We start from the raw sequence: 23742 nt of genomic DNA, 5'->3' as shown, positions 1-23742 counted from the left end.
GGAGTGCGGGGGAGAAGGGAACTCCCGGTGCCACCGCACTTTCGCCGCCGAGGCGGCCTCCAGGACCCGATGACGGGGGTCAGACCGGCGGGGCATTTCCTCCCCGCACTCGGGAGTGTCTTCGCCGGGAGGGCGCGGGGCCGCCTTCGCAGCTGCCGGCGGCTCTCTCGGCCCGCGCGGGCTCCTGGCTACTCGTCTCCGTCTACGTGTTGCGAGGGATGCTAGCCGCCGGGCAGGACCGGCGGCAACGCCATTACCGACGGCTACTTCCTGGCCTGGCCGCCCTTGCGCTTCTCGCGGATCTTCATGGTCACCTCGATCGGCGACCCGGCGAAGCCGAACTCCTCGCGGATGCGGCGCTCGACGAACCGGCGGTAGGTGTCCTCCAGCCAGCCCGAGGTGAACAGCACGAACTTGGGCGGCTCGACCGACGCCTGGGTGGCGAACAGGATCTTGGGCTGCTTGCCGCCCCGGACCGGCGGCGGCGTCTGCTGCACCAGCTCGGTGAGGAACGCGTTGAGCCTGGCCGTCGGCACCCGCGTCGACCACGACTCCAGGGCCCTTTCCAGGGCCGGGACCAACCGGTCCATGTGGCGGCCGGTCTTGGCGGAGATGTTGACCCGCAGCGCCCACGGGGTGCGGACGAGCTGCCTGTCGATCTCCTTCTCCAGGTAGTGGCGGCGGTCCTCGTCGACCAGGTCCCACTTGTTGAACGCGACCACCATGGCCCGGCCCGACTCGATCACCAGGCTGATGATGCGGAGGTCCTGCTCGGTGAGCGGCTCGCTGGCGTCGATCAGCACGATCGCCACCTCCGAGCGCTCCAGCGCGGCCCTGGTGCGCATGGCCGCGTAGTAGTCGGCGCCCTGCAGCTCGCGGTCGCGCCGCCGGATGCCGGCCGTGTCGACGAACCGCCACGTCCGGCCACCGAGCTCGATCAGCTCGTCGACCGGGTCACGGGTGGTGCCCGCCATCGGGTCGACCAGCACCCGCTCCTCGCCGGCGAGCTTGTTGAGCAACGAGGACTTGCCGACGTTGGGCTTGCCGAGCAGCGCCACCCGGTAGGGGCCGCGCTCGGCCCCGAAGGTCACCTGCGGCGTCTCGGGCAGCGCGTCGAGCACCACGTCGAGCAGGTCGCCGCTGGAGCGGCCGTGCAGGGCGGAGACCGGCTGGGGCTCGCCGAGGCCGAGCCCCCACAGGGAGGACGCCTCCAGCTCCAGCTGCTGGTTGTCGACCTTGTTGGCGGCCAGGATGACCGGCTTGCCGGACTGGCGCAGCACGGAGCCCACGATCTCGTCGGCGTCGGTCGCGCCCACGGTCGCGTCGACCACGAACACGATCACGTCGGCCAGCTCGACGGCGACCTGGGCCTGCTCCGCGATGCGGAGGTTCATGCCGGTGGCGTCAGGGTCCCAGCCGCCCGTGTCGACGACGGTGAAGCGCCGGCCGCGCCAGTTGGCGTCGTAGGTGACCCGGTCGCGGGTCACGCCCGGCACATCCTCGACGACCGCCTCGCGGCGGCCGATGATGCGGTTGACCAGCGTGGACTTGCCGACGTTAGGCCGCCCGACGATGGCCACGACCGGAACCGGGCCGGTGTCGGCCGGCTCTCCGGAAATCTCGAGATCGTCGAGCTCAGCCTCGACCCAATCCCCCGTTGACACGTTGTCTCATCCTTAGGAGTCCCGCACCCTCAGGTGCGCTCGTATGTATGGCCGGTGTCACTCCGGGATCCGTCGCCCTTGGCGCCGGAGCCTCGTCGTGCCTCGGCCAGCCTCAGCACCTCCGCGATGACCTCTTCGAGGTTGAGCGCGGTGGTGTCGAGCTCGACGGCGCCAGCCGCCATCGAGAGTGGGTCTGCCCGGCGCGTGGAGTCGATTGTGTCGCGCCTGGCCATCGCGGCCTGCTGGGCCTCCACCGTGGTGCCGGCCAGCTCCGCGTGCCGGCGCCGGGCGCGGGCCTCGGCGCTGGCCGTCAGGTAGATCTTGAGCGTCGCGTCGGGGGCGACCACCGTGCCGATGTCGCGGCCTTCGACCACGATGTCACCGTCGCCGATGATCTCCCGCTGGAGCGCCACGAGACGCGAACGCACCTCGGGCACCGCCGCGACGACCGAGACCGAGGCGGTGACCTCGGTCTCCCTGATCGGACCCGCCACGTCGATGCCGTCGACGTGGATGGTGGGCCCGCCGGGGTCGGTGCCGGAGACGATCTCGGGCTCGGCCGCCCTGGCCACGATCGCGTCGGAGTCGGCCAGATCGACGCCCTGCCGCAGCATCCACCAGGTCATCGCGCGGTACATCGCCCCGGTGTCCAGGTAGCGCAGGCCGAGCGCCCTGGCGACCCCGCGCGACGCGCTCGACTTGCCGGACCCCGAGGGGCCGTCCATGGCGATGACCAGACCGGCCACGGGCTCTCCTTCTCCACGTTCTTTACCCAACCTCAAGAGGCTACCGCCTCCCGGCACTCCGCCCGGCCGGGCTCGCGCATTCCGATCTTCGGCGCCGCCGCTCACGGCGTACATGTCGGGAGGTGACGTCCGGCGTCAGGGGACCTGCCAGCCGCGCTCCCGCAGGGCCTGGGAGAGCACGGCCGCCGCGTCGGGCTGCACGGACAGCTCGGCGATGCCCAGGGGCAGGCCGGGAGCGTGCTCCAGCCGGACGTCCTCGACGTTGACGCCGACCTCGTCGCAGACCTGGAACAGGCGGGCCAGCTGGCCGGGGCGGTCGCCGATGACGACCTGGACCACCACGTAGGCGGGCGCCGGGCCGCCGTGCTTGCCGGGAATGCGGTCGTGGCCCGCGACGCCGCGCTTGAGCAGGTGGGTGATGTCGTCGGTGGCCGTGCCGTCGCCGCCTGCCAGGGAGCGCAGCGCGGTCGCGGCCTCGGCGAGGTCGCGGGAGACCGCCTCCAGCACCTCGGCGACCGGGGCCGCGTTGCCGGACAGGATGCCGAGCCACAGGCCGGGGTCGCTGCCCGCGATCCTGGTGACGTCTCTGACGCCCTGCCCGGCCAGGCCGAGCGCGACCTCGGGCGCGTCTGCCAGGCGGGCCGCCACGGCCGAGGCGGCCACGTGAGGGGCGTGGGAGACGACGGCCACGGCCCGGTCGTGTTCGGCGGCGTCCACCACGACCGGGTTGCCGCCGCAGAGCTCGACCAGGCGCAGCACGGCGGCTCTGGCCTCGGGCGCGGCCTCCGGCGTGGGGCACAGAGCCCATGGGCGGCCGAGGAAGAGGTCGGCCCTGGCCGCGCCAGGACCCGACCTCTCCCGTCCGGCCAGCGGGTGCGAGGCGACGTAGGTGCGCAGGTCGCAGTCGAGCTGGGCGGCCCGGTGGATGGGCTCGGCCTTCACACTGGCCACGTCGGTGTAGTAGGCGGCGGCGTCGCGCTGCTGGAGGTCGAGCAGCTCGGTGGCCACGTGGGCGGGCGGCACCGAGATCACCGCGAGGTCGGCCCTCGGGCCGCTCTCCGGCTGCCAGTCCTCGCCCGCGCCCAGCTCCCGCGCCAGCCGCACCGCCGCCTGGTCCCGGTCGGCGAGCAGCACGCGGACGTCGTGCTGGCGCAGGGCCAGGGCGACGGAGGTGCCGATGAGACCGGTGCCGACTACCAGCACGGTACGGAGTGCGGAGGCCATGTCGATGTCCTGATTTTTCGGTCTTGTTTGGGTGGTGCAGCTCATGCTGCCTGACGTTGGTCGACGACTGAAGCCGTCGTCCCTACTGGGCGATGTCCTGGCGCAGGGCGACGGCGCCTCGCAGATAGACGTGCTGGATCTCGGCCCGCGGCCGGTCGGTCTCCACGTGGGCCATCAGCCGGACCACCCGGGGCAGCGCCCCTGGCACGTCGATCTCGGTGCAGCAGATCAACGGCACATCGTGGAAGCCGAGCTTGCGGGCCGCCAGCGCCGGGAACTCGGCCGTCAGATCGGGCGTCGCGGTGAACAGCACGCTGATCACGTCGTCGGTGGTCAGCTGGTTGCGCTCCATCAGCTCGGAGACCAGCACGGTGGTCCCCTCGATGATCGAGTCACGGTCGTCGGCGGCCACCTGGATCGCCCCGCGGATCGCCCGAACCATCTGAACCGTCCCTCCATAAGCGGTGGAGCCCGTGCGGCCTCCGCACGGGCTCCTGCGTCCTGCCAGGTTACAACTTCACCGCGGCGTAAAGCTCGCCGACCTCCGTCAAGCTCAGCGCCCTGACGGTGCCGGGCTTGGTACGGCCCAGCTTCACCGGCCCGAACTCGATCCGCGCCAGGTCGATCACCCGGTGGCCCGCCTCTTCGAGCATGCGCCGGACCACGTGCTTGCGGCCCTCGTGCAGCACCACCTCGACCAGCGCCTGCTGGCCGTGCTCCTGCACGATCGCGAAGCTGTCGGCCTTGGCCAGGCCGTCTTCCAGCTCGATGCCCTGCTTGAGCCGGCGGCCCAGGTCACGCGGGATCGGGCCGGGCACCTTGGCCCAGTATTTCTTCTGCACCCCGTAACTGGGGTGGGTGAGCCGGTTGGCCAGCTCGCCGTCGTTGGTGAGCAGCAGCAAACCCTCGGTCTCGGTGTCGAGCCGGCCCACGTGGAACAGCCTCGGAGCCAGCTCCTCCACATAGTCGGCCAGACACGGCCGGCCCTGCGGGTCGTCCATGGTGGAGACGACGCCGATCGGCTTGTTCAGGGCGTAGTAGACCAGGTCGGGCGCGGTCGGGATGCGCTTGCCGTCGACGTGGATGACCTGCGCGGCAGGGTCGACCTTGGCGCCGAACCTCCGCACCACCTGGCCGTTGACGGTCACGCGGCCGTCGCCGATCATCTCCTCGCAGGCGCGGCGGCTGGCCACGCCCGCCTGGGCGAGCACCTTCTGCAGCCGCACGCCGTCGGGCACCTCGGTGGTGTCGCGCTCGTCGGTGTAGCCCTCGGGGTAGAAGTCGCGGTCGCGCATCGGCTGGCGGGCGGTCTTGAACCGGTCACGGCCTGCCCCGGCGGGCGAGCCACCGCTCCTGGATCCGCCGATCGTCCGCACGCCGTCACGCCCGGCCGACCGGCCGGCGTCACGTCGCCCGCCCGTGTCACGGCCGCCCTCGGACCTGCCGAAGCGTGCGCGGCCCGGCTGGCCGCCGTCGTCCCGCCGCCCGCTCCGGTCGGCCCGGAAGCCGCCCTCACGGGCCTGGTCGCGGCCGCCGTAGCCGCCGCGCTCGGACCGGAACCCGCTCCTGTCCGTACGGCCGCCGTCGCGATCGTCACGCCGGTCGGAACGGTAGCCGTCGCGGCCCTGGCCGCCGCGGTCGTCACGCCGGTCAGAACGGAAACCACCACGCTCCGACCGAGAATCGGAGGAGCCGTACCGGGCGCGGGAACCACCACGGTCAGCCCGGAACGAGTCACGGCCCGAACCGTACTCACCCCTGGAACCCCGCTCGCCGCCGTCACGCCGCTCCGGACGAGACCCGCCGCGATCGTCACGCCGCTCCGGCCGGTAGCCCTCACCGCTCGGGGAACGGAACCCCGCGCGGTCGTCGCGCCGCTCGGGCCGGTAACCCGCACGGTCGTCGTCACGCCCCTGGGCGCCGTCGCGCCGCTCGGAACGGTAACCTTCACGGCCCTGACCGCCACGGTCGTCACGCCGGTCAGAACGGAAACCACCACGCTCCGACCGAGAATCCGAGGAGCCGTACCGGGCGCGGGAACCACCACGGTCGGCACGGAACGAGTCACGGCCCGAACCGTACTCACCCCTGGAACCCCGCTCGCCGCCGTCACGCCGCTCCGGACGAGACCCGCCGCGGTCGTCACGCCGATCGGTGCGGTGGCCGTCACGCCCCTGGGCGCCGTCGCGCCGCTCGGAACGGTAACCTTCACGGCCCTGGCCGCCACGGTCGTCACGCCGCTCGGAGCGGAAGCCGCCACGGTCGGAGCCACCACCGGAATCGGAGGCGCCGTACTGGGCGCGCGAACCGCCCCGGTCGGCACGGAGCGAGTCGCGGCCCGAGCCGTACTCGCCCCTGGAGTCGCGGCCCGAGCCGCGGTCGTTGTCGTCGCGGCGTGGTCCGCCGCGGGTGTCGTCTCGGTGGGAACCGCCACGGAAGCCCTCGCGGCGGGAGCCGCCACGGGTGTCGTCCGAGCGGAAGGCGGGACGCCCGCCACGGCTGCTGGAGCCGCCGGTGCGTCCACGACCGCGTCCATCACCGGACGGGGTGCTGCGCCTGTTGTTCACTTTGTCGTCTCCTCGAGGTTTTCCACGTCGTCGGGGAGGAAGGGCGCGAGCTCGGGGAGCTCGCTCAGGTCCCTCAGTCCCAGACGTTCAAGGAAGTATGAGCTTGTCCGGTAGAGCACTGCCTGGCTCTCCGGGTCGGAGCCGGCCTCTTCGACCAGGCCCCTGGCGACGAGTGTCCGCATGACACCGTCGCTGTTGACGCCGCGTACCGCGGCGACACGGGCGCGGCTCACCGGTTGCCGGTAGGCCACGACCGCGAGTGTTTCGAGCGCGGCCTGTGTGAGCCGCGTCTGCTGGCCGTCGCGGACGAACCGCTCGACCAGCGGCGCGCATGCCGGACGCGTGTAGTAGCGCCAGCCGCCCGCCACTTCTCTCAGATCGAAACCCCGCCCGGCTTCGGTGTATTCCGCCGCCAGCGCTCGCAACGCGGCGACCACCTCGTGGGTGGGCCGTTCGAGCACCTGCGCCAGGGTGATCTCGGGGACGGGTTCGTCCACGACCATGAGGATGGCTTCGAGCGCGGCGCTCAACCCCGGGCTCTCGTCGCCGTCGGACGTCGAGGACGGCGCGGCCGAGCCCCACGCGCCCTCGGCCGCCGCACCGGTCGTGGTCAGGCCGGGAGCCGAATCTCGGGGCCCTCTCTCCCCCGCCTCCGCGCCGCTGCCCGACTCGGGACGGTCCAGCTCGGAAACATCCGGCACGGGCAGGGCAGGCTCAGCATCGCCCAAAGCAGGAACGTCCGGCACAGAATCGTCCGGCACCGAGTCGTCCGGCACCGAGTCGTCCGGCACGGGAACGGTCGGCACAGGATCCGCCGGCACGGGCGGGTCCGGCTCCGATGCCAGGGGCTCCTGCGTGGTGGCGAGGGACCCGGGGAGGGACATCCAGGCGGGCAGCCCCGCTTCAGGCGACTTGCGCGGCGGGGGCGGAACGTCGTCCGGGCGATCAGTCATCAGCAGCCTTCTCCGCGCTCTCCTCGTAGTCGTCGCCCACCGCGACGTCCCCGTCGTCGCTGCCCGTCCAGGTGACGTGCAGATCACCCAGCGGCTCGACCTGCTCGAAGGTGACGGCCGACTCCCGGAACAGCTCGAGCACGGCCAGGAAGCGGGCGATGACCTCGAAGGTGCCGTCGCAGTCGGCAACCAGGGCCCGGAAGGTGGCCCTGCGCATGCGCCGCAAGTGCTGGACAAGGATAGCGGCTTGCTCCCGCACGCTGGCCAACGGTTGGTAGATGTGGCCGATGCTGACCGTGGGCGCCGGCTTGGGGGTGAAGGCCCGCGCGGCGATGCGGGCGAGCTGGTCGGGACCGATGCCGAGGATCAGCTCGGGGAGCAGGTCGGCGAACTGCGGCTCCAGCGGCACGGTACGCGGGAAGCGGAGCGCCTCCTGGGCCATCCGGCCGGAGAAGAGCTTGGCCACCTCTTTGTACGCGCGGTACTGGAGCAGCCGGGCGAACAGCAGGTCGCGGGCTTCCAGGAGGGCGAGGTCCTCCTCGTCCTCGACCTCGCCTGAGGGGAGCAGCCGGGCCGCCTTGAGGTCGAGCAGCGTGGCGGCGACCAGCAGGAAGTGACTGGTCTGGTCGAGGTCCCACTCGGGGCCGCGGGAGCGGATGTAGGCGATGAACTCGTCGGTGACCTTGGAGAGCGAGACCTCGGTGATGTCGAGCTTGTGCTTGGCGATGAGCCCCAGCAACAGGTCGAACGGCCCTTCGAAGACGTCAAGGTGAACGTGGAACCCCGCCGCCTCCTGTTGCGTCACCTGGCCATTGTGGCAGGCGCCGGCCAGCGCGACAGCACCTCGCGGGCCAGCTCACGATAGGCGTTGGCGCCCAGTGACGACGGGTCGAAGGTGGTGATCGGCTCGCCGGCGACCGTGGCGTCGGGGAAGCGCACGGTGCGGTTGATCACGGTGTGGAACACCTTCTCGTCGAACGCCTCCACGACGCGGGCGAGCACCTCGCGGCCGTGCAGGGTGCGCGCGTCGTACATGGTGGCCAGCAGGCCCTCGATCTCGAGGTCCTCGTTGAGCCGCTCCTGCACCTTGGAGATGGTGTCCATGAGCAGCGCGACGCCACGCAGCGCGAAGAACTCGCACTCCAGCGGCACCATGACGCCGTGGGCACAGGTGAGCGCGTTGATCGTGAGCAGGCCCAGGGACGGCTGGCAGTCGATGAGGCAGACGTCGTAGTGCGGCAGCAGCGGCTTGAGCACCCGGCCGAGCACCTGCTCGCGGGCCACCTCGGTGACGAGCTGGACCTCGGCGGCCGACAGGTCGATGTTGCTGGGCAGCAGGTCGAGGCCCTCGACGCCGGTCTCCAGCAGGACGTCCTCGGCGGTGACGTTGCGCTCCATGAGCAGGTTGTAGACCGTGAGGTCGAGCTGCAACGGGTTGATGCCGAGGCCGACGGAGAGCGCGCCCTGCGGGTCGAAGTCGACCAGCAGCACCTTGAGGCCGCATTCGACGAGCGCGGCGCCCAGGTTGATGGTGGTGGTCGTCTTGCCGACCCCGCCCTTCTGGTTGACCATCGCGACCACGCGGGCCGGCCCGTGCGTCTCCGGCGGCACGGGCTCGGGGAACACGGGCCGGGGGCGCCGGGTGGGCCCCAGATTGACGCCGGTGGAGGGCGCGTTGGTCTTCGTGTCACCCCAGGGGTTGTCGGGGGTCCCCGGGGTCGAACCGTTGGTCTTCACAGTCACCAGCTCGAACCTCCCTGACGATCCCGAACCGGACCGTCCGGACGGACACTATGGCGTCACTACTTAACGCGGCAAGGCGGCACGCCGAAGTGCCGCGCGCCGCAAAAGACTATAGATCACTGCCGTGCACGGGGATGCGCGGCGGCGTAGACCTCGCGGAGCCTGTCCACCGTGACCAGGGTGTAGACCTGGGTGGTCGTCACCGAGGCATGGCCGAGCAACTCCTGGACCACCCTAACGTCGGCGCCACCGTCAAGCAGGTGGGTTGCGAAGGAATGACGTAGAACATGGGGAGATATCCCGGCCAGTCCGGCTCGTTCGGCGGCGGCCTGCAGCACCTCCCACGCTCCCTGCCTGGTGAGGCGCCCGCCCCTGGCGTTGAGGAAGACCGCGGGGGTGCCCCGGCCGTGGGCGAGCAGGCCGGGCCTCGCCCTGACCAGGTAGGCGTCGAGCGCGGAGCGGGCGTAGCGGCCGAGCGGCACCACCCGGGTACGGCCGCCCTTGCCGCGCAGCCACACCTGGTCGGTCTCCAGGTCGTCCACGGCGAGGCCGACCGCCTCCGAGATGCGCGCGCCCGTGCCGTACAGGACCTCAAGGAGGGCGCGGTTGCGGAGGGTCAGTGGCGCGCCCTCAGGGCCGGAGGCGGCGATGAGCCGCTCGACCTCGTCGACGGCGATCGCCTTGGGCAGCCTGCGGAGCTGGCGCGGCGGCCGGACCTCGTGCGCGGGGTCGTGCGCGGTGACGCCCTCGCGCAGCGCGAAGCGGTGCAGCCCGCGCACGGCCGACACCGCTCGCGCGGCCGAGCTGGCCACGAGCGCCGGATGGTCGCCGTCCCCCTCGCGCAGCGCCGTGAGGAAGTCGAGGACGTCGGCCTCGCCCACGTCGCGGAGCGTGTCACGGCCGCGCGACCGCAGGTGCTGGAGGTAGCGGCGCAGGTCACGACGGTAGGAGGCGAGCGTGTTGGCAGCCAGGCCCCGCTCCACCGCGAGATGGGCGAGGTAGCTGGAGAGCACCGCCTCCACGAAATGGTCCTTCCGTCACGCCTCGGGCGCGTCGGCCGGCCGCAGCAGGGCGTAGCCCTCGACCGACGCCGCATATGCGGCGAGGATACCGGCCACGGTCGGGGAATTGTGGATCATTCCCATGAGCGCCGCCTCGACGGCGTCGGCCAGCGCCACCCACTCGACCGGCATGTCGATCTCCTCGTGGCGATGGACGAAGCCGTTCTCGTGGTCGGGGATCTTCGACACGTCGCGGGCGAGGAACACCCGGATCCGCTCGTTGGTCATGCCCGGCGAGGGGAACAGGTCGACCAGGGTGTGCCAGGTGGCGGCGCGGTAGCCGGCCTCCTCGGCGAGCTCCCGCGCGGCACCGGTGACCAGCGACTCCCCCGCCACGTCGCGGAGCCCGGCGGGCAGCTCCCACAGCAGGTGGCGCGTCGGGTGACGGTACTGGCGGATCAGCAGGACCCGGTCGTCGGCGTCGAGCGCGAGCACCGCGACCGACCCCGGATGCACCACGTAGTCGCGGTCGGCCACCTCGTCGCGCGGCATGCGCACGGTGTCGGTGCGCACGTCGATCACGTAGCCCTTGAACCGGTGCTTCGAGGCGACGACGTCCCACGCCTCGGGCGTGTCTCTGATCACGGGCCCATTCTCCTCCGGTGCGGGCAGGCCGTGACTCACTTGGCCACGCTGGAGCTGACGCGGCTGTCGGCATAGACGAGCGCGGCGCCGATCAGGCCCTTGAACAGCGGGTGGGCCCGCGTGGGACGGGAGCGGAACTCGGGGTGCGCCTGGGTGCCGATGAAGAACGGGTGCGTCTCGGCGGGCAGCTCGGTGTATTCGACCAGGCGTCCGTCGGGCGACACCCCCGAGAACACCAGGCCGACGCGCTCCAGCTGCTCGCGGTAGGCGTTGTTGACCTCGTAGCGGTGGCGGTGACGCTCGTCGGCCTTGGCCTTGCCGCCGTAGAGCTGCCTGGCCAGCGTGCCCTCCCCGAGCTTGGCCGTGTAGAGGCCGAGCCGCATGGTGCCGCCCATGTCGCGCTCGCCGGCCACGACGTCCTCCTGGTCGCTCATGGTGGAGATGACCGGGTGCTTGGTGTCGGGGTCGAACTCGGCGGAGTTGGCGTCCTCGATGCCGGCCATGTTGCGGGCCGCCTCGATGACCATGCCCTGCATGCCGAGACAGAGGCCGAGCAGCGGGATCTTGTGCTCGCGGGAGTGGCGGATGGCGCCGATCTTGCCCTCGATGCCGCGCACGCCGAACCCGCCGGGCACCAGCACGCCGTCGACGCCGTCGAGCTCGCGCTCGGCGCCCTCGGCGGTCTCGCAGTCGTCGCTCTTGACCCAGCGGATGTTGACCCGGGCGTCGTTGGCGAACCCGCCCGCGCGCAGCGCCTCGGTGACCGACAGGTAGGCGTCGGGCAGGTCGATGTACTTGCCGACCAGGGCGATGGTGACCTCCTTGGCCGGGCGGTGCACGCGGCGCAGGAGCTGCTCCCACTCCTTCCAGTCGACGTCGCGGAACGGCAGGCCGAGCCGCCGCACCACGTAGGCGTCGAGGCCCTCGGAGTGGAGCACCTTGGGGATGTCGTAGATGGAGGCCGCGTCGACGCAGCTGACCACGGCGTCCTCGTCGACGTCGCACATCAGGCTGATCTTGCGCTTGATGGAGATCTGGACGGCCCGGTCGGAGCGGAGCACGATCGCGTCGGGCTGGATGCCGATGCTGCGCAGGGCGGCCACGCTGTGCTGGGTCGGCTTGGTCTTGAGCTCGCCCGACGGGCCGATGTAGGGCAGCAGCGACACGTGCAGGAAGAAGACGTTGTCGCGGCCGACCTCGTGCCTGATCTGGCGGACGGCCTCCAGGAACGGCAGCGACTCGATGTCGCCGACCGTGCCGCCCACCTCGGTGATGACCACGTCGACCTCGGGACCGGCCATGCCCCTGATGCGGTCCTTGATCTCGTTGGTGATGTGCGGGATGACCTGGACGGTGTCGCCCAGGTATTCGCCGCGGCGCTCCTTGGCGATGACGTTGGAGTAGACCTGGCCGGTGGTCACGTTGGCCGAGCCGTGCAGGTCGGTGTCGAGGAAACGCTCGTAGTGGCCGACGTCGAGGTCGGTCTCGGCGCCGTCGTCGGTGACGAAGACCTCTCCGTGCTGGAACGGGTTCATCGTGCCGGGGTCGACGTTGAGGTAGGGGTCGAGTTTCTGCATGGTGACCCGGAGACCGCGCGCCTTGAGCAGGCGACCGAGGCTGGATGCCGTGAGGCCCTTGCCGAGACTTGAGGCGACACCGCCGGTGACGAACAGATGCTTGGTTTGCGATGCGCTGCGCAAAGGGGCTCCCGTGGCTCGAGGTGTGGTCAAGTGTCCACGGGCTCTCAGGATATCAAACATCGTCCCCGACATGCCCGAACGGTCGGACCAAGCGGTAACTTTGGGCTTTATGTCACTTGTACGCCGGACATTGGGCACATTGGTCCACCGTGCCTACACGGCGATCCGCGACGCCGGCGCCATCACCCCGGCCAGCCCGGCAGGGCACGAGTTCGGCAGGCTGGGAGAGGGCGCGAAGATCGCCTTCCCGCCGGGCGCCATCTTCGGTGAGCAGTGGACCGAGATCGGCGACCACACGCTGATCGGCGAACGGGTCTCGATCTCCTGTGGCATGTGGCCGGGCGCGGAGCTGGGCCCCGGCTCGATCCTGCGCATCGGCGGCGGCTGCTCGATCGGCCGGGGCACGCACATCGTGGCCCACCAGTCGATCGACATCGGTAACGACGTCTTCACCGGCCCGTACGTCTACATCACGGACCAGAACCACGTCTACGACGACCCGGACGTCCCGATCGGCCGGCAGTGGCCGCGCAACAACCCGGTCTCGATCGGCGCGGGCTCGTGGCTCGGCACGGGGGCGATCATCCTGCCGGGCACCCGGCTCGGCCGCCAGTGCGTGGTGGCGGCCGGCGCCGTCGTCCGCGGCGAGTTCCCCGACCACAGCGTGGTGGCCGGGGTGCCCGCCAGGCGGGTACGCGGCTACGACCCGGAACAGGGCTGGCACACGCCCGTCATCACCCTGACGGTCGAACGCGGGGCCTCCTGACGACCCGGCCCGGACAGGACATCTGGACCGAACATCGTTCTGGCAGTTAGCGTCGGTTCATGCGAACCGCAATCACCGAGCGCCTCGGCGTCGAGTTCCCCCTGTTCGCCTTCAGCCACTGCCGCGACGTGGTGGCCGCCGTCACCAACGCCGGCGGTTTCGGGGTGCTGGGCGCCATCGCCTACACGCCCGAACAGCTCGACACCGAGCTCTCCTGGATCGACGAGCGGGTCGGCGGCCGCCCGTACGGAGTGGACGTGCTCGTCCCCGGCAAGATCGACGCCTCCGCGCTGGACCGTGACGCTCGGCTGGCCGACTTCATCCCCGAACGGCACCGCGACTTCGTCACGCATCTGCTGTCCAAGTACGGCGTGACCGGCCCGGTCCAGCCGATGGGCGGGTCGCCGGACGAGTTCGGCAGGCGGGTGACGGCGGCGGGCGCGACCGGCCTGATCGACGTGGCCCTCAAGCACCCGATCGGCCTGATCGCCAGCGCGCTCGGACCGCCCCCGCCGGAGATGGTGACCGGCGCCCGCGAGGCGGGGGTGCCCGTGGCGGCCCTGGTCGGCACCGTCGAGCACGCGCGCAGGCAGGTGGCGGCGGGCGCCGACCTGATCGTGGCGCAGGGCACCGAGGCGGGCGGGCACACCGGCGAGATCGCCACGATGGTGCTGGTGCCGCAGGTCGTGGACGCGGTCGCGCCGCTGCCGGTGCTGGCGGCCGGCGGCATCGCCTCCGGCCGGCAGATGGCGGCGGCGATGGCGCTCGGCGCGCAGGGCGTGTGGTGCGGGTCGGTCTGGCTGACCACGGAGGAGGCCGAGACGGCGCCCTCGGTCAAGCGCAAGATGCTGACCGCCTCGTCGCTGGACACGGTCCGCTCCCGTTCGCGCACCGGCAAGCCCGCCCGTCAGCTCAGGTCGGCCTGGACCGACGAGTGGGACTCCGGCCAGGAGAGCCCCGGGCCGCTCCCGATGCCGCTGCAGATGCTGGTCGCCGAGGGCACGATGGCCCGGGTCACCGCGGCCGCCGAACGGGGCGAGCCGGGCGCCCTGGAGCTGGCCAACTACTTCGTCGGGCAGGTCGTGGGCCAGATGAACCAGATCAAGCCCGCCCGCGAGGTGGTGTACGAGATGGTGAGCGAGTTCGCCGACGCCGTGGAGCGGCTGGCCCGGCTCTCCGGCTGACGGCTACGATGCGCGTGTGGTCGGGACACCCGAGCTGGAGCGTGGCACCGGTGTTCCCGCGCACGTGCAGATCGAGCGCTGGCTGCTCGACGCGATCGCCGGCGGCGAGATGGCGCCCGGCGACCGGCTGCCCGGCGAGCGGGAGCTGGCCGGCCGGCTCGGCGTGAGCCGGATGACGCTGAGGCAGGCGCTGGCCACCCTGGAGCGCGACGGTGTGCTGGTCAGGGTCCCGGGCAGGTCCGGCGGCGCCTTCGTGGCCGAGCCGCGCGTCGACTGCGACCTGACCGGGCTGACCGGGTTCACCGAGCAGATGCGCCGGGCGCACCTGCACGCCGAGGCGAAGGTCCTGGTGGCCGCGACCGTGCCCGCGAGCGCGCGGGTCGCCGCCGCCCTGCGGCTGGCCGAGGGCGAGCCGGTGCACGAGGTCACCCGGGTGCGCTCCGCCGGGCGGTCGCCGGTGGCGCTCGAACACTCGTTCTTCCCCGCGCTGCCCGGCTTCCTGGACGCCGACCTGGGCGGCTCGCTCTACGCGCTGCTCGCCGGCGCGTACGACCTGGAGCCGCGCACCGCCGTGGAGCACCTCGACCCGGTGATCGCCGGGCCGGGCGAGGCGGGCGAGCTGGGCATCGCGCCCGGCACGCCGCTGATGTCGATCGAACGCACCGCCTACGCGGCCGACGGCACCCCGGTCGAGTACGCCCGCGACCTGTTCCGGCCCGACCGGGTGCGCATCTCGGTGCGCAGCGGCGTCAGCGCACCCGCTCCCCCGCCGGGTCGTAGAGCGGGTCCCTGACCACGTCCGCCGCCACCCAGGAGCCCTCCACCTCGACCTCCGCCCGGGTGCCCGGCTCGCAGCGCGCGGGCAGGTAGGCGTAGGCGATGGACGAGGCGACCGTGTAGCCGTAGCCGCCGGAGGTGACCCGGCCGACGACCTGGCCGTCCACGCGTACCGGCTCGTTGCCGAGGGCGATGGCGCGCGGGTCGCCGAGGGTGAGGCAGCGCAGCCTGCGACTGGGCTCGGGGTCGAGCGCGTCCCTGCCGAGGAAGTCCTTGTCCGGTTTGACGCAGAAGGCGAGCCCCGCCTCGTACGGGGTGGTCTCGGGCCCGACATCCGCGCCCCACACCCGGTACCCCTTCTCCAGGCGCAGGCTGTCGATGGCCCGGTAGCCGGCGGCCGTCAGCCCGTACGGCCCGCCGGCCCGCCACAGCGTCGTCCAGAGCGCCAGCCCGTACTCGCTGGAGCAGTACAACTCCCAGCCCAGCTCCCCCACGAACGTCACCCGCAACGCCAGCACCGGCACGTCACCCACGGTGATCTCGCGCGAACTCATGAACGGGAAGTCGAGCGGATCGGGCGTCAGCTCGGACAGCACCTCGCGGGCACGCGGTCCCCACAGCCCGAAGCAGGCGTACTGCCCGGTCACGTCGGCGATCCGGACGTCGGCGCCGGTCAGCGCGGCCTGCCGGCGCAGCCAGCCGAGGTCGTGGGAGCCGAACGCGGTGCCGGTGACCACCAGGAACTCGTCCTCGGCCCGCCTGGTCACGGTGAAGTCGCACTCGATGCCGCCGCGCCGGTTGAGCGCCTGGGTGTAGGTCACGGCGCCGACGCGGCGGGCCACGCGGTTGTCGCAGACCCACTCCAGCAGGGCGGCCGCACCGGGGCCGGTGACCTCGATCTTGGCGAACGACGACTCGTCGAACAGCCCGGCCGCCTCACGGGTGGCGCGGTGCTCGGCCCCGACGGCGGGCGACCACAGCCGCCCGGCCCACCCCCTGGGCCGCTCACCGGCGTCGTCCGGCGCGTTCGAGCGATAGTGGTTGACCCGCTCCCAGCCCGCCTTCTCGCCGAACTCGGCGCCGTGCGCGGCGTGCCAGCCGTACGCGGGCGAGACCCTGAGCGGGCGGCCGGCCGAGCGCTCGTGGCCGGGGTAGCGGATGTCGTAGTAGGTCTCGTAGTTCTCGACGGCGCGGGCGAGCGTGTAGGACGGCGAGCGGTACTGACGGCCGAAGCGGCGGATGTCCATGTGCCAGAGGTCCATGCCGGGCTCGCCCTCGACGATCCACTCGGCCATCACCCTGCCGATGCCGCCGGCGCCCGCGATGCCGTGCGCGCAGAACCCGGCCGCCACGAAGAACCCGCCGACCTCGGTCTCGCCGAGGCAGAACTCGTTGTCCGGGGTGAACGCCTCGGGGCCGTTGATCAGTTTGCGGATGCCGACGTCGGCCATGGCCGGGACCCGGATCCTGGAGTTGTCGGATATTTCCTCAAATCGCGGCCAGTCCTCCGGCAGCAGCCGCCCGTTGAAGTCGCCGGGCACGGCGTCGAACCGGCCGGGACCGGCGGTCCACGGCGCGCAGGTGCGCTCGTACCCCCCCATGACCAGGCCGCGCACCTCCTGGCGGTAGTAGACGAGCAGGTCGGGGTCGCGCAGGGTCGGCAGCCCGGCGTGGTCGTGGAAGGCGTCGGTGACCACGTACTGGTGCGACATCGGCACGATCGGCACCCGCACGCCGGCCATCCGGCCGATCTCGGCCGCGAACATGCCGCCGCAGTTGACCACGATCTCGCAGTCGAGGTCGCCCTGGTCGGTGCGGACCCCGGTGACCCTGCCGTCCTTGACGTCGATGCCGAGCACGCGCGTCTTCGTACGGATCCGCGCGCCGCCCTCGCGGGCCCCGGCCGCGAGGGCGTAGCACAGTCGCGAGGGGTCGACCTGGCCGTCGGTGGGCAGGTAGGCGGCGCCCACGACTCCCTCGGGGTCCATGAGCGGGAACAACTCGACGGCCTCGGCGACGGAGATCTCCTCCAGCGGCAGCCCGGACGCGCGGGCCCAGCCGATCTGGCGGCGGATCTCGGCCATCCGCTCGGGCGTGGAGGCCAGCTTGACGCCCCCGCACTCCGTCCAGCCGACGTCGAGCTCCCGGTAGAGCTCGACGGAGTACTGGTTCATCCGGGTGAGCGTCGGGTCGGCGCGGAGTTGGCCGACCAGACCCGCGGAGTGGAAGGTGGAGCCGCTGGTCAGCTCGTCACGGTCCAGCAGGACGACGTCCCGTTCGCCGAGCCGGGTCAGGTGGTAGGCGACGGAGGCGCCGCCCACGCCGCCGCCGATGATCACGATGCGCGCCGAGTCGCTCATGGTCGCGAGGTTAACCTTTTCGGCACTAAAAGGTCTAGACCGTTTAGGGTTGCGGAGCTAGCATCGACCATGGCCCTGAGCGAGGTCCTCGACCGCATCCCCCTGCTGTCCGGCGTTCCGCGTTCCGTCGAGGAGCTGCCCGGCGGGCTGACCAACCGCAACTACAAGGTGACCGTCCCCGGCGGCGCGTACGTAGTGCGCGTCTCGGCCAGCGACGGGGCGCTGCTGGCCATCGACCGGGACGCCGAGCACGCCAACACCCTGGCCGCCTTCCGCGCGGGCGTGGGGCCCGCGGTTCACGACTATGTGCCGGGCGCCGGGGTGCTGGTGGTGGGTTTCCTGCCGGGGCGGACGTTCACCGAGGCCGATCTACGTGACACGCGGAACCTGCCCCGGGTGGCCGGGGCGTGCCGGCGGCTGCACGCGGGCCCCCGGTTCACCGGCGACTTCGACATGTTCGACGTGCAGCGTCGCTACCTGGCCATCGTGCGGGAGCGGGGGTTCCGGCTACCGGCGCGGTATCTCGACTTCATGCCCGACGTAGCCCAGATCCAGAAATGTCTGGAAATACGGCGGGAAATTACCGTTCCGTGTAACAACGACCTGCTGCCCGGCAACATCATCGACGACGGCGAGCGCCTCTGGCTGATCGACTACGAGTACGCCGGCAACAACGACCCCTGCTTCGAGCTGGGCAACATCTGGAGCGAGTCGGACCTGCCGCTCGACCACCTCGACGAGCTCGTCACCGCCTACTACGGGCGCCGGCTGCGCAATCGGATCGCGCGGGCGCGGCTGCTCGGCCTCATGTCGAAGTACGGCTGGACCCTGTGGGCCTCGATCCAGGACGGCGCCAACGAGTCCATCGACTTCGACTTCTGGTCGTGGGGGATGGAGAAGTACGAGCGGGCCGTCGCCGAGTTCACCGGGCCCGACCTCCCACGCCTCATGAACGACGCGATCCGGGCAGACTAGGGCCATGTTCGCTGCGCTGACAGGGCTGGGGTTATCCACGGCCGCCGGGTTGAACGCCTACATCCCGCTGCTGGTCGTGGGCGTGCTGGCCAACTTCACCGACGCGGTGAAGCTGCCCGACGGCTACGACTGGCTGTCCAACTGGGGGGTGATCTGCGTCATCGCGGTGCTGCTCGCCACCGAGATGGTCCTGGACAAGGTGCCCGCCGTCGACACGGTGAACGACATGATCCAGACGGTCGTACGGCCGGCGTCGGGCGGGGTCGTGTTCAGCGCCACGAACGCGGCGGCCGAGTTCGACCAGTCGACATGGATGGTCGAGAATCCGTGGGCGGGGTGGCTGCTGGGCATTGTGGTGGCGCTGGCCGTACACGCTCTGAAGGCGACGGCCCGGCCGGTGCTCAACGCGGGCACGGCCGGAGTCGGCGCGCCGGTCGCGAGCACCGTGGAGGACGTCGGATCGCTCGGCATGAGCCTCGTCGCGGTGTTCCTGCCGATTCTGGTCATCGTCGCGCTGGCCCTGCTGGCGCTGCTGGCGTGGTGGGCGCTCCGGAAGGTGCGCCGCCGCCGGGCCGAGCGGCGGAGTCGCTCCGCGGGCTGACCCCGCATCCGCCGCCGGGAGGACTCGCGCGGCGGGCGCGAGTCGTACGCTCCTGAACGACGTGTGGGCGCCTCGTGGTCCCCCGCCCTCGCGCCCACACGTCCCGTCAGGAGTTGGCGGCGTCCATGTAGTAGTTGAGCAGGGCTGTCTGTCCGGCCGTCCACCCGCCGTCCACGGCCAGCTCGGCTCCGGTCATGTAGGAGGCGGCGTCCGACAGCAGGAACACCACCGCCTGGGCCACCTCCTCCGGCTCCCCGCACCGTCCGGCCGCCACGAGGGGAAAGGCGCCCTCGCCGGAGACCGCTCCATGCTGCTGGGTCATCGGGGTGACGATCATCCCGGGATGCACCGAGTTGACCCGGATTCGCGGACCGAGCTCGATGGCTGCGATCTTGGTGAGCCCGCGTACCCCCCACTTCGAGGCGCCGTAGCCGCCCGTGGCCGGGAGCGCGGTGAGACCGGCCACCGACGACAGGTTCACGATCGAGCCGCCGCCCCCTGCCCGCATCGGCTCGATGACCGCCTTCACCCCGAGGAACGGCCCGACCAGGTTCACCCTGATCGCCCGCTCGAAGTCCTCGGCCGACTGCTCCTCCAGAAAGGCCACCGTGGAGACGCCCGCGTTGTTGACCAGGCCGTCGATCCGTCCGTACTCCTCCAGCACGGTCGCCACCACCGAGGCCCATCCCTCGGCCTGCGTCACGTCGTGAACGAGGAAGCGGCAGCCGAGCTCCTTCGCCGTGGCGGCGCCCTCCTCGGCGAGCACGTCCGTGATCACCACCCGCGCTCCCGCGGCGACGCACCTCCGGGCCGTCGCGGCGCCCATCCCCCGCGCGCCACCCGTGATGATCACTACCTTGCCGTCCAGCATGCCCACTCCTCACCCGGATCCCGCGAGCACCCCCACACCTCCGACGAGCCGTGGCGGTAAGTACGAGGACTGAACCACAGCGGCACCAGTTGATCAAGAGCAGTCGCCGGGCCACCGCCGCACCCGTCAACGGACCCGCCGGGCGCACTATCCTCGAAGGCAGCGACCAATCAGGAGGTGGGCACCATCAGCGAGCTCCTTCTCATCGTGCTGGTGATCCTGGCGTTCTTCCTCCTGCTCACCGGGGTCGGCGTCTACTTCCTGGTCAAAGTGGGCCGGAAGGCGGCGACCAAGGCCAGGCAGGCGACGACGCGGCTGACCACCCACGTCAACGCCATGGGCACCGGCGACGCCGCCGAGGTCGAACGTCTCCGTCTCGACCTGCGCCGCGAGGTGTCACTGACCCGCCAGGCCGTCGACCAGGCCCAGCGCCAGGGCTGGGGCCTCGGCGACCTGCCCGACCTGCTGTCCGACCTGGTCCGCCAGGCCGACGTGCACGACGGGCAGCTCGCGATGTACGCCCAGCAGCGCCGCGTCTCCCCCTACGTCGACCACGTCACCCTCGACCGGCTCCGCGAGCACCAGGCCAAACTCACCGCGATGTGCGCCCGCATCCGCGCCGACCTGCTCAGCGACCAGGTCCACCACACCGCGACCGGCATCGACGACCTCCACTCGCGCACCGAGTTGGAGATCGAGTCACGCCGCCGCGCCCCCGACCCGCTCGACGAGATCGACGAGCTCTACAGGCGCACCGTGCAGGAACGAAAAGATCTCCCCTGAGCGCTACCTTACGTGACACGATGGATCCACGGCGTGACATGTCCGAGGAGGCACCACGATGAGCACCGCCCTTCCGGAGTGGTTCTATCCCGGCCCTCCCGGCGGCTGGACCGCCGACATGCTCGATCACCTTCCCCCCGACGCGCCCCCGCACGTCGAGCTGATCGATGGGTCCCTCATCATGATGTCGCCACAGACGGCTTTCCACATGCTCACGCTCCGGTTGCTGGAGCAGTCACTCCGACCGCCCCAGCAGTTCGTCGTCGCCCGCGAGATGGCGGTCACGCTGGGCCTGCGTCAGCGGCCCGAGCCGGACATTCTCCTGGTCAACCGGTCGGCTCTCGCGCCGAAGGTGACCTCGTTCAAGCCCGAGGACGTCCACCTGGTCGTCGAGGTGGTGTCGGAGGAGTCCAGAGACAGGGACCGCGTCACCAAGCCGATCAAATACTCCAACGCCGGCATCCAGCACTTCTGGCGAGTGGAGGCGGAGGACACCAACCCTGTCGTCTACACGTTCGAGCTCGAACCCGTCGTGCGGGCCTACGTGCCGACCGGCATCCACCGCAAGCGGCTGTGCGCCAACATCGGCTTCGACGTGGAGATCGATCTCGACCTCGACCGGGTCATGGGCTGACCCCGCCCCACCCGTCATAGACGGCGGCAGTGAGCTCGTCGATGCCGGCGCCCTTGTTGTAGAGGGCTTTCGTCGCCTGCGCCTGTTTCACAGTGGGAAGCAGCCCTTCCAGCAGCACCGGCAACGACAGCCGGCGCAGCAACAGCTCACCCTCCGAGATCCCGTACGGCCTGCGCACCACGGACACGTTGACCCTGAGCGCGTGCTCGTTGCCCGGGGGCACTCCCGGACGGTCGATCTCGATCGCCACGTACCTGAAGCCGTTGGCCAGATCGCACCCGGTGCAGCCCGCCGGGCCCCGGCTCAGCCTGCCGCCGCACTCGGCGCAGGTCAGCCGGTCGTAGGCGGCGTCGACGACCCGCCACAGATGCTTGTCGGGCTCGTCGACGACCATCTCCGCGAGGTCCCGCTCTTCGGCCGCGCTCGCCCCGGCGAACTCCCCCGCCACGAATTCCCGCCATCCCGCCTCGACGAGTTCGTCGACCACGGCCGCGCAGCCGGCGCAGCCGGGGGCTCCGGCCGGTTCCCAGTTTTTGCAGGCATCACAACGCCGCATACCTGGCACCGTAGCCTGGCCCGGCTTGGCCCTTCACCTCCTTGATCGGCGACCCCTCCGTGCCCTGCCTGGGTTTGCCGAGTTGCCGCCGCCCATCTCCGAGCCGTGGGCGCCGCGAGACCGGGCTGACCTGCACGCCCGCCCCCTTGACCAACCTGACCGTCCGTACACCTTGGCCGGCCCCGAGCTGCTCCGGGTCGCCCCAGAGGCCGCAGATCTGAGCTGGCCTGAGCTGGCCTGGGCCGCCCCTGCTCTGAGTTGGTCTGGGTGGCCCCTGCTCTGAGTTGGTCTGGGTGGCCCCTGCTCTGAGTTGGTCTGGGTGGCCCCTGGTCTGGGTTGGTCTGGGTGGCCGCGGAGGTGGGTGGGCGTTCCGGCCGACCGCGATTGCCTGGGGTCTGGTGATGTTCGCCTTCGGCGTTGTTTCGGGCGCGGGGGTACTTGGCACGGTCTTAAGTCGGCCGGAACGCCCACCCACCTCCGCTTCACCGCCCCCGCCGTGCTGCCTGCCCACCGCAGAACGGGCCGGGGACCGTCGCCTTCCTTCCCGCCGATGCTGAAGCGCCCGCTTCCGGCCCTTTGGGCCTGCTCGCCGTAGCTGAAGCCGTCACTTGCCGGCACAGTGCGGGCCGGGCGCCGTAGCCGTGGCTCTTGCGCTCGCGGGCCTGGCCGCACTACTTGGCGACGCCCTTACGCTTAAATCCGTTGATGTGTCGCTGGGACCTTGGAAAGGGTCCCTGAGTCGGACCCATCGATCGCGGCCCACCTCGGGCAGAGATCCCGATCGCCATGCCAGACGACGAACGTTATTCCGCAACCCGCTGCATGCCCTGCCCTGTTTATCCGGTGACGCCTTCTGAAGCACGACGTCACCGGTGTACGGTCGGCTCCCTCCACTCGCCGGGGAACACCATGATCAGCAGCTCCACGGCGCCGTCCGGAGGGTAGGGGGCCTGGTAGACGAGATCACGACCGCGCAGGTGAACCCGCACTCGGTAGGCCCCGGGACCGCTGGTCGTCAGCTTGGGCAACGTGATTCCCTTGCCGTCGATAAGTGTCAGCGAACCGGTCGGGCCTTCGTAGGCGACCTCGACCACCTTCTCCCACTCCCTGGTCTCCAGCGGTGGCCGCCGGGTGTAGGACTCGGTGGTCACGCAAGCGTGCCCGATCTCGTCGGCTGTCCGCAGCCAGAAGTTCGGGATGTCCCCGCGGGTCAGCAGCCGCGCACCCGGTGCGGTTCACATCCAGATCCGCCCGGAGTCGACCGACCGGGACGGCGAGATCGCGGCGAAGACGGCGTGCCCGCCACCTACACGGCGATCGCGCGGTGCGACCAGACGACTCCGGATACGGAGGCCACTACTGCGACGCGCACCTACCGCCCCTGGATACGGGGCGGGAGTGCCTGCCGAGACCTGTGCGGGCATGGACACACCGACTCGACAAGTTCCACCACCACCGAAGCGGCTGCGCAGGGCATGGCATTTCCTGGCGGCGCGGACTGGTGCGGTGTGAGCTATTCGAGGGCTGCTGCGAGCGCGGAGCGGGATGTGCGATCCAGCAGTTGACGCAGGTCACCGCCGGTACGGGGACATGAAGCCGGCCGCGCGATGGCGGAGTAGGTGCCCACCAGCATCGGCACCTGGAACGGCTCAGCGCCGGAAGCGGCAATACGCATACGGGCCTGGGCGAGGGTCTCCGGCTCATGGGTGACGTGCGGGCCGTGCGCGTGGGCCAGATCGGTGCCGCCGATGGGCTACTCACCGACGAGTTCGTAGATGCGCCCCGCATGAGCGGGAGCCTCCACCGTCGCACCTGCCGCGGCATCGGCCAGATCCGCCCGTGCGACGGCGGCCTGTCCGCTGCTAGGAAGCGGGCCAGGTCCGCGAATGCAAGAGCCACGGCTACGGCGCCCGGCCCGCACTGTGCCGGCAAGTGACGGCTTCAGCTACGGCGAGCAGGCCCAAAGGGCCGGAAGCGGGCGCTTCAGCATCG

General features: G+C 71.2%; 22 protein-coding genes. 7 read left to right on the top strand and 15 right to left on the bottom strand.

What is annotated here, in order from left to right; translation table 11 throughout:
• Window positions 1–263: 263 nt before the first annotated feature.
• From der to pyrG, 11 genes are all read right to left on the bottom strand, one after another.
• Window positions 264–1664, bottom strand: a complete 1401-nt coding sequence (gene der, locus IEY82_RS33645; RefSeq protein ID WP_189128309.1) for a ribosome biogenesis GTPase Der — start codon at window positions 1662–1664, stop codon at window positions 264–266.
• 29 nt (window positions 1665–1693) lie between these two features.
• Window positions 1694–2410: a (d)CMP kinase gene (cmk, locus tag IEY82_RS33640; protein ID WP_225264177.1), complete on the bottom strand. Its 717-nt coding sequence runs from the start codon at window positions 2408–2410 to the stop codon at window positions 1694–1696.
• A 135-nt stretch (window positions 2411–2545) separates the two neighbouring features.
• A complete protein-coding gene (locus IEY82_RS33635; RefSeq protein ID WP_189128308.1) occupies window positions 2546–3634 on the bottom strand; it encodes a prephenate dehydrogenase in 1089 nt (362 codons plus the stop codon).
• 82 nt (window positions 3635–3716) lie between these two features.
• The gene (gene aroH, locus IEY82_RS33630; RefSeq protein WP_189128307.1) at window positions 3717–4076 is read right to left on the bottom strand and encodes a chorismate mutase; all 360 of its coding nucleotides are present in this window, start codon (window positions 4074–4076) and stop codon (window positions 3717–3719) included.
• Between the two features lie 67 nt (window positions 4077–4143).
• Window positions 4144–6201 carry a pseudouridine synthase gene (locus tag IEY82_RS33625; RefSeq protein WP_189128306.1) on the bottom strand — a complete coding sequence of 686 codons (2058 nt, stop codon included), beginning with the start codon at window positions 6199–6201 and terminating at the stop codon, window positions 4144–4146.
• Window positions 6198–6731 (bottom strand): SMC-Scp complex subunit ScpB, encoded by a 534-nt coding sequence (gene scpB, locus IEY82_RS33620; RefSeq protein WP_263648803.1) that lies wholly within the window; start codon window positions 6729–6731, stop codon window positions 6198–6200. Before scpB ends, IEY82_RS33625 begins: the two co-directional genes overlap by 4 nt.
• Before the next feature lie 415 nt (window positions 6732–7146).
• Window positions 7147–7959, bottom strand: a complete 813-nt coding sequence (locus IEY82_RS33615) for a segregation and condensation protein A (RefSeq protein ID WP_189128305.1) — start codon at window positions 7957–7959, stop codon at window positions 7147–7149.
• Window positions 7956–8897 carry a ParA family protein gene (locus IEY82_RS33610; protein ID WP_189128304.1) on the bottom strand — a complete coding sequence of 314 codons (942 nt, stop codon included), beginning with the start codon at window positions 8895–8897 and terminating at the stop codon, window positions 7956–7958. The genes IEY82_RS33615 and IEY82_RS33610 overlap by 4 nt, the downstream gene beginning before the upstream one ends.
• A gap of 116 nt (window positions 8898–9013) precedes the next feature.
• On the bottom strand, window positions 9014–9919 hold the full coding sequence (locus tag IEY82_RS33605; RefSeq protein WP_189128303.1) for a site-specific tyrosine recombinase XerD: 906 nt from the start codon (window positions 9917–9919) through the stop codon (window positions 9014–9016).
• Window positions 9920–9934: 15 nt separating this feature from the next.
• The gene (locus IEY82_RS33600; protein ID WP_189128302.1) at window positions 9935–10543 is read right to left on the bottom strand and encodes an NUDIX domain-containing protein; all 609 of its coding nucleotides are present in this window, start codon (window positions 10541–10543) and stop codon (window positions 9935–9937) included.
• 35 nt (window positions 10544–10578) lie between these two features.
• Window positions 10579–12243, bottom strand: a complete 1665-nt coding sequence (gene pyrG, locus IEY82_RS33595) for a CTP synthase (protein ID WP_189128301.1) — start codon at window positions 12241–12243, stop codon at window positions 10579–10581.
• Window positions 12244–12382: 139 nt separating this feature from the next.
• Here pyrG and IEY82_RS33590 point away from each other — a divergent pair, with 139 nt between their 5' ends.
• Genes IEY82_RS33590 through IEY82_RS33580 form a run of 3 tightly spaced genes read left to right on the top strand, consistent with a single transcriptional unit; the run spans window position 12383 to window position 14986 of the window.
• A complete protein-coding gene (locus tag IEY82_RS33590) occupies window positions 12383–13009 on the top strand; it encodes a DapH/DapD/GlmU-related protein (RefSeq protein WP_308016014.1) in 627 nt (208 codons plus the stop codon).
• A gap of 59 nt (window positions 13010–13068) precedes the next feature.
• On the top strand, window positions 13069–14193 hold the full coding sequence (locus IEY82_RS33585) for an NAD(P)H-dependent flavin oxidoreductase (protein ID WP_189128299.1): 1125 nt from the start codon (window positions 13069–13071) through the stop codon (window positions 14191–14193).
• A gap of 16 nt (window positions 14194–14209) precedes the next feature.
• Window positions 14210–14986, top strand: coding sequence for a GntR family transcriptional regulator (locus IEY82_RS33580; RefSeq protein WP_189128298.1), 777 nt, complete (start codon window positions 14210–14212; stop codon window positions 14984–14986).
• Here the strand turns inward: IEY82_RS33580 and IEY82_RS33575 are convergent.
• Complete coding sequence (locus tag IEY82_RS33575) at window positions 14943–17330, bottom strand: GcvT family protein (protein ID WP_189128297.1); 2388 nt, start codon at window positions 17328–17330, stop codon at window positions 14943–14945. The genes IEY82_RS33580 and IEY82_RS33575 overlap by 44 nt on opposite strands.
• Before the next feature lie 69 nt (window positions 17331–17399).
• Here IEY82_RS33575 and IEY82_RS33570 point away from each other — a divergent pair, with 69 nt between their 5' ends.
• Both IEY82_RS33570 and IEY82_RS33565 read left to right on the top strand, forming a co-directional pair.
• A complete protein-coding gene (locus IEY82_RS33570) occupies window positions 17400–18305 on the top strand; it encodes a choline/ethanolamine kinase family protein (protein WP_189128296.1) in 906 nt (301 codons plus the stop codon).
• A gap of 4 nt (window positions 18306–18309) precedes the next feature.
• Window positions 18310–18906: a DUF4126 domain-containing protein gene (locus IEY82_RS33565; protein WP_189128295.1), complete on the top strand. Its 597-nt coding sequence runs from the start codon at window positions 18310–18312 to the stop codon at window positions 18904–18906.
• 106 nt (window positions 18907–19012) lie between these two features.
• Here the strand turns inward: IEY82_RS33565 and IEY82_RS33560 are convergent, their stop codons facing one another.
• Window positions 19013–19777, bottom strand: a complete 765-nt coding sequence (locus tag IEY82_RS33560) for a glucose 1-dehydrogenase (protein WP_263648797.1) — start codon at window positions 19775–19777, stop codon at window positions 19013–19015.
• 177 nt (window positions 19778–19954) lie between these two features.
• Here IEY82_RS33560 and IEY82_RS33555 point away from each other — a divergent pair, with 177 nt between their 5' ends.
• Complete coding sequence (locus tag IEY82_RS33555; protein WP_189128293.1) at window positions 19955–20560, top strand: hypothetical protein; 606 nt, start codon at window positions 19955–19957, stop codon at window positions 20558–20560.
• A 58-nt stretch (window positions 20561–20618) separates the two neighbouring features.
• Complete coding sequence (locus IEY82_RS33550; RefSeq protein ID WP_189128292.1) at window positions 20619–21194, top strand: Uma2 family endonuclease; 576 nt, start codon at window positions 20619–20621, stop codon at window positions 21192–21194.
• Here IEY82_RS33550 and IEY82_RS33545 read toward each other — a convergent pair.
• Window positions 21184–21750: a hypothetical protein gene (locus IEY82_RS33545; protein ID WP_225264175.1), complete on the bottom strand. Its 567-nt coding sequence runs from the start codon at window positions 21748–21750 to the stop codon at window positions 21184–21186. The two genes, IEY82_RS33550 and IEY82_RS33545, sit on opposite strands and share 11 nt — an antisense overlap.
• 866 nt (window positions 21751–22616) lie before the next feature.
• Window positions 22617–22901: a hypothetical protein gene (locus IEY82_RS33540; RefSeq protein WP_189128291.1), complete on the bottom strand. Its 285-nt coding sequence runs from the start codon at window positions 22899–22901 to the stop codon at window positions 22617–22619.
• Window positions 22902–23742 lie beyond the last annotated feature (841 nt).

Source organism: Nonomuraea cavernae, assembly GCF_014646355.1.
Lineage (GTDB): Bacteria > Actinomycetota > Actinomycetes > Streptosporangiales > Streptosporangiaceae > Nonomuraea > Nonomuraea cavernae.
Note: the sequence above shows the minus strand (reverse complement) of the source record. Positions and strands in the feature narration are given on the sequence as shown.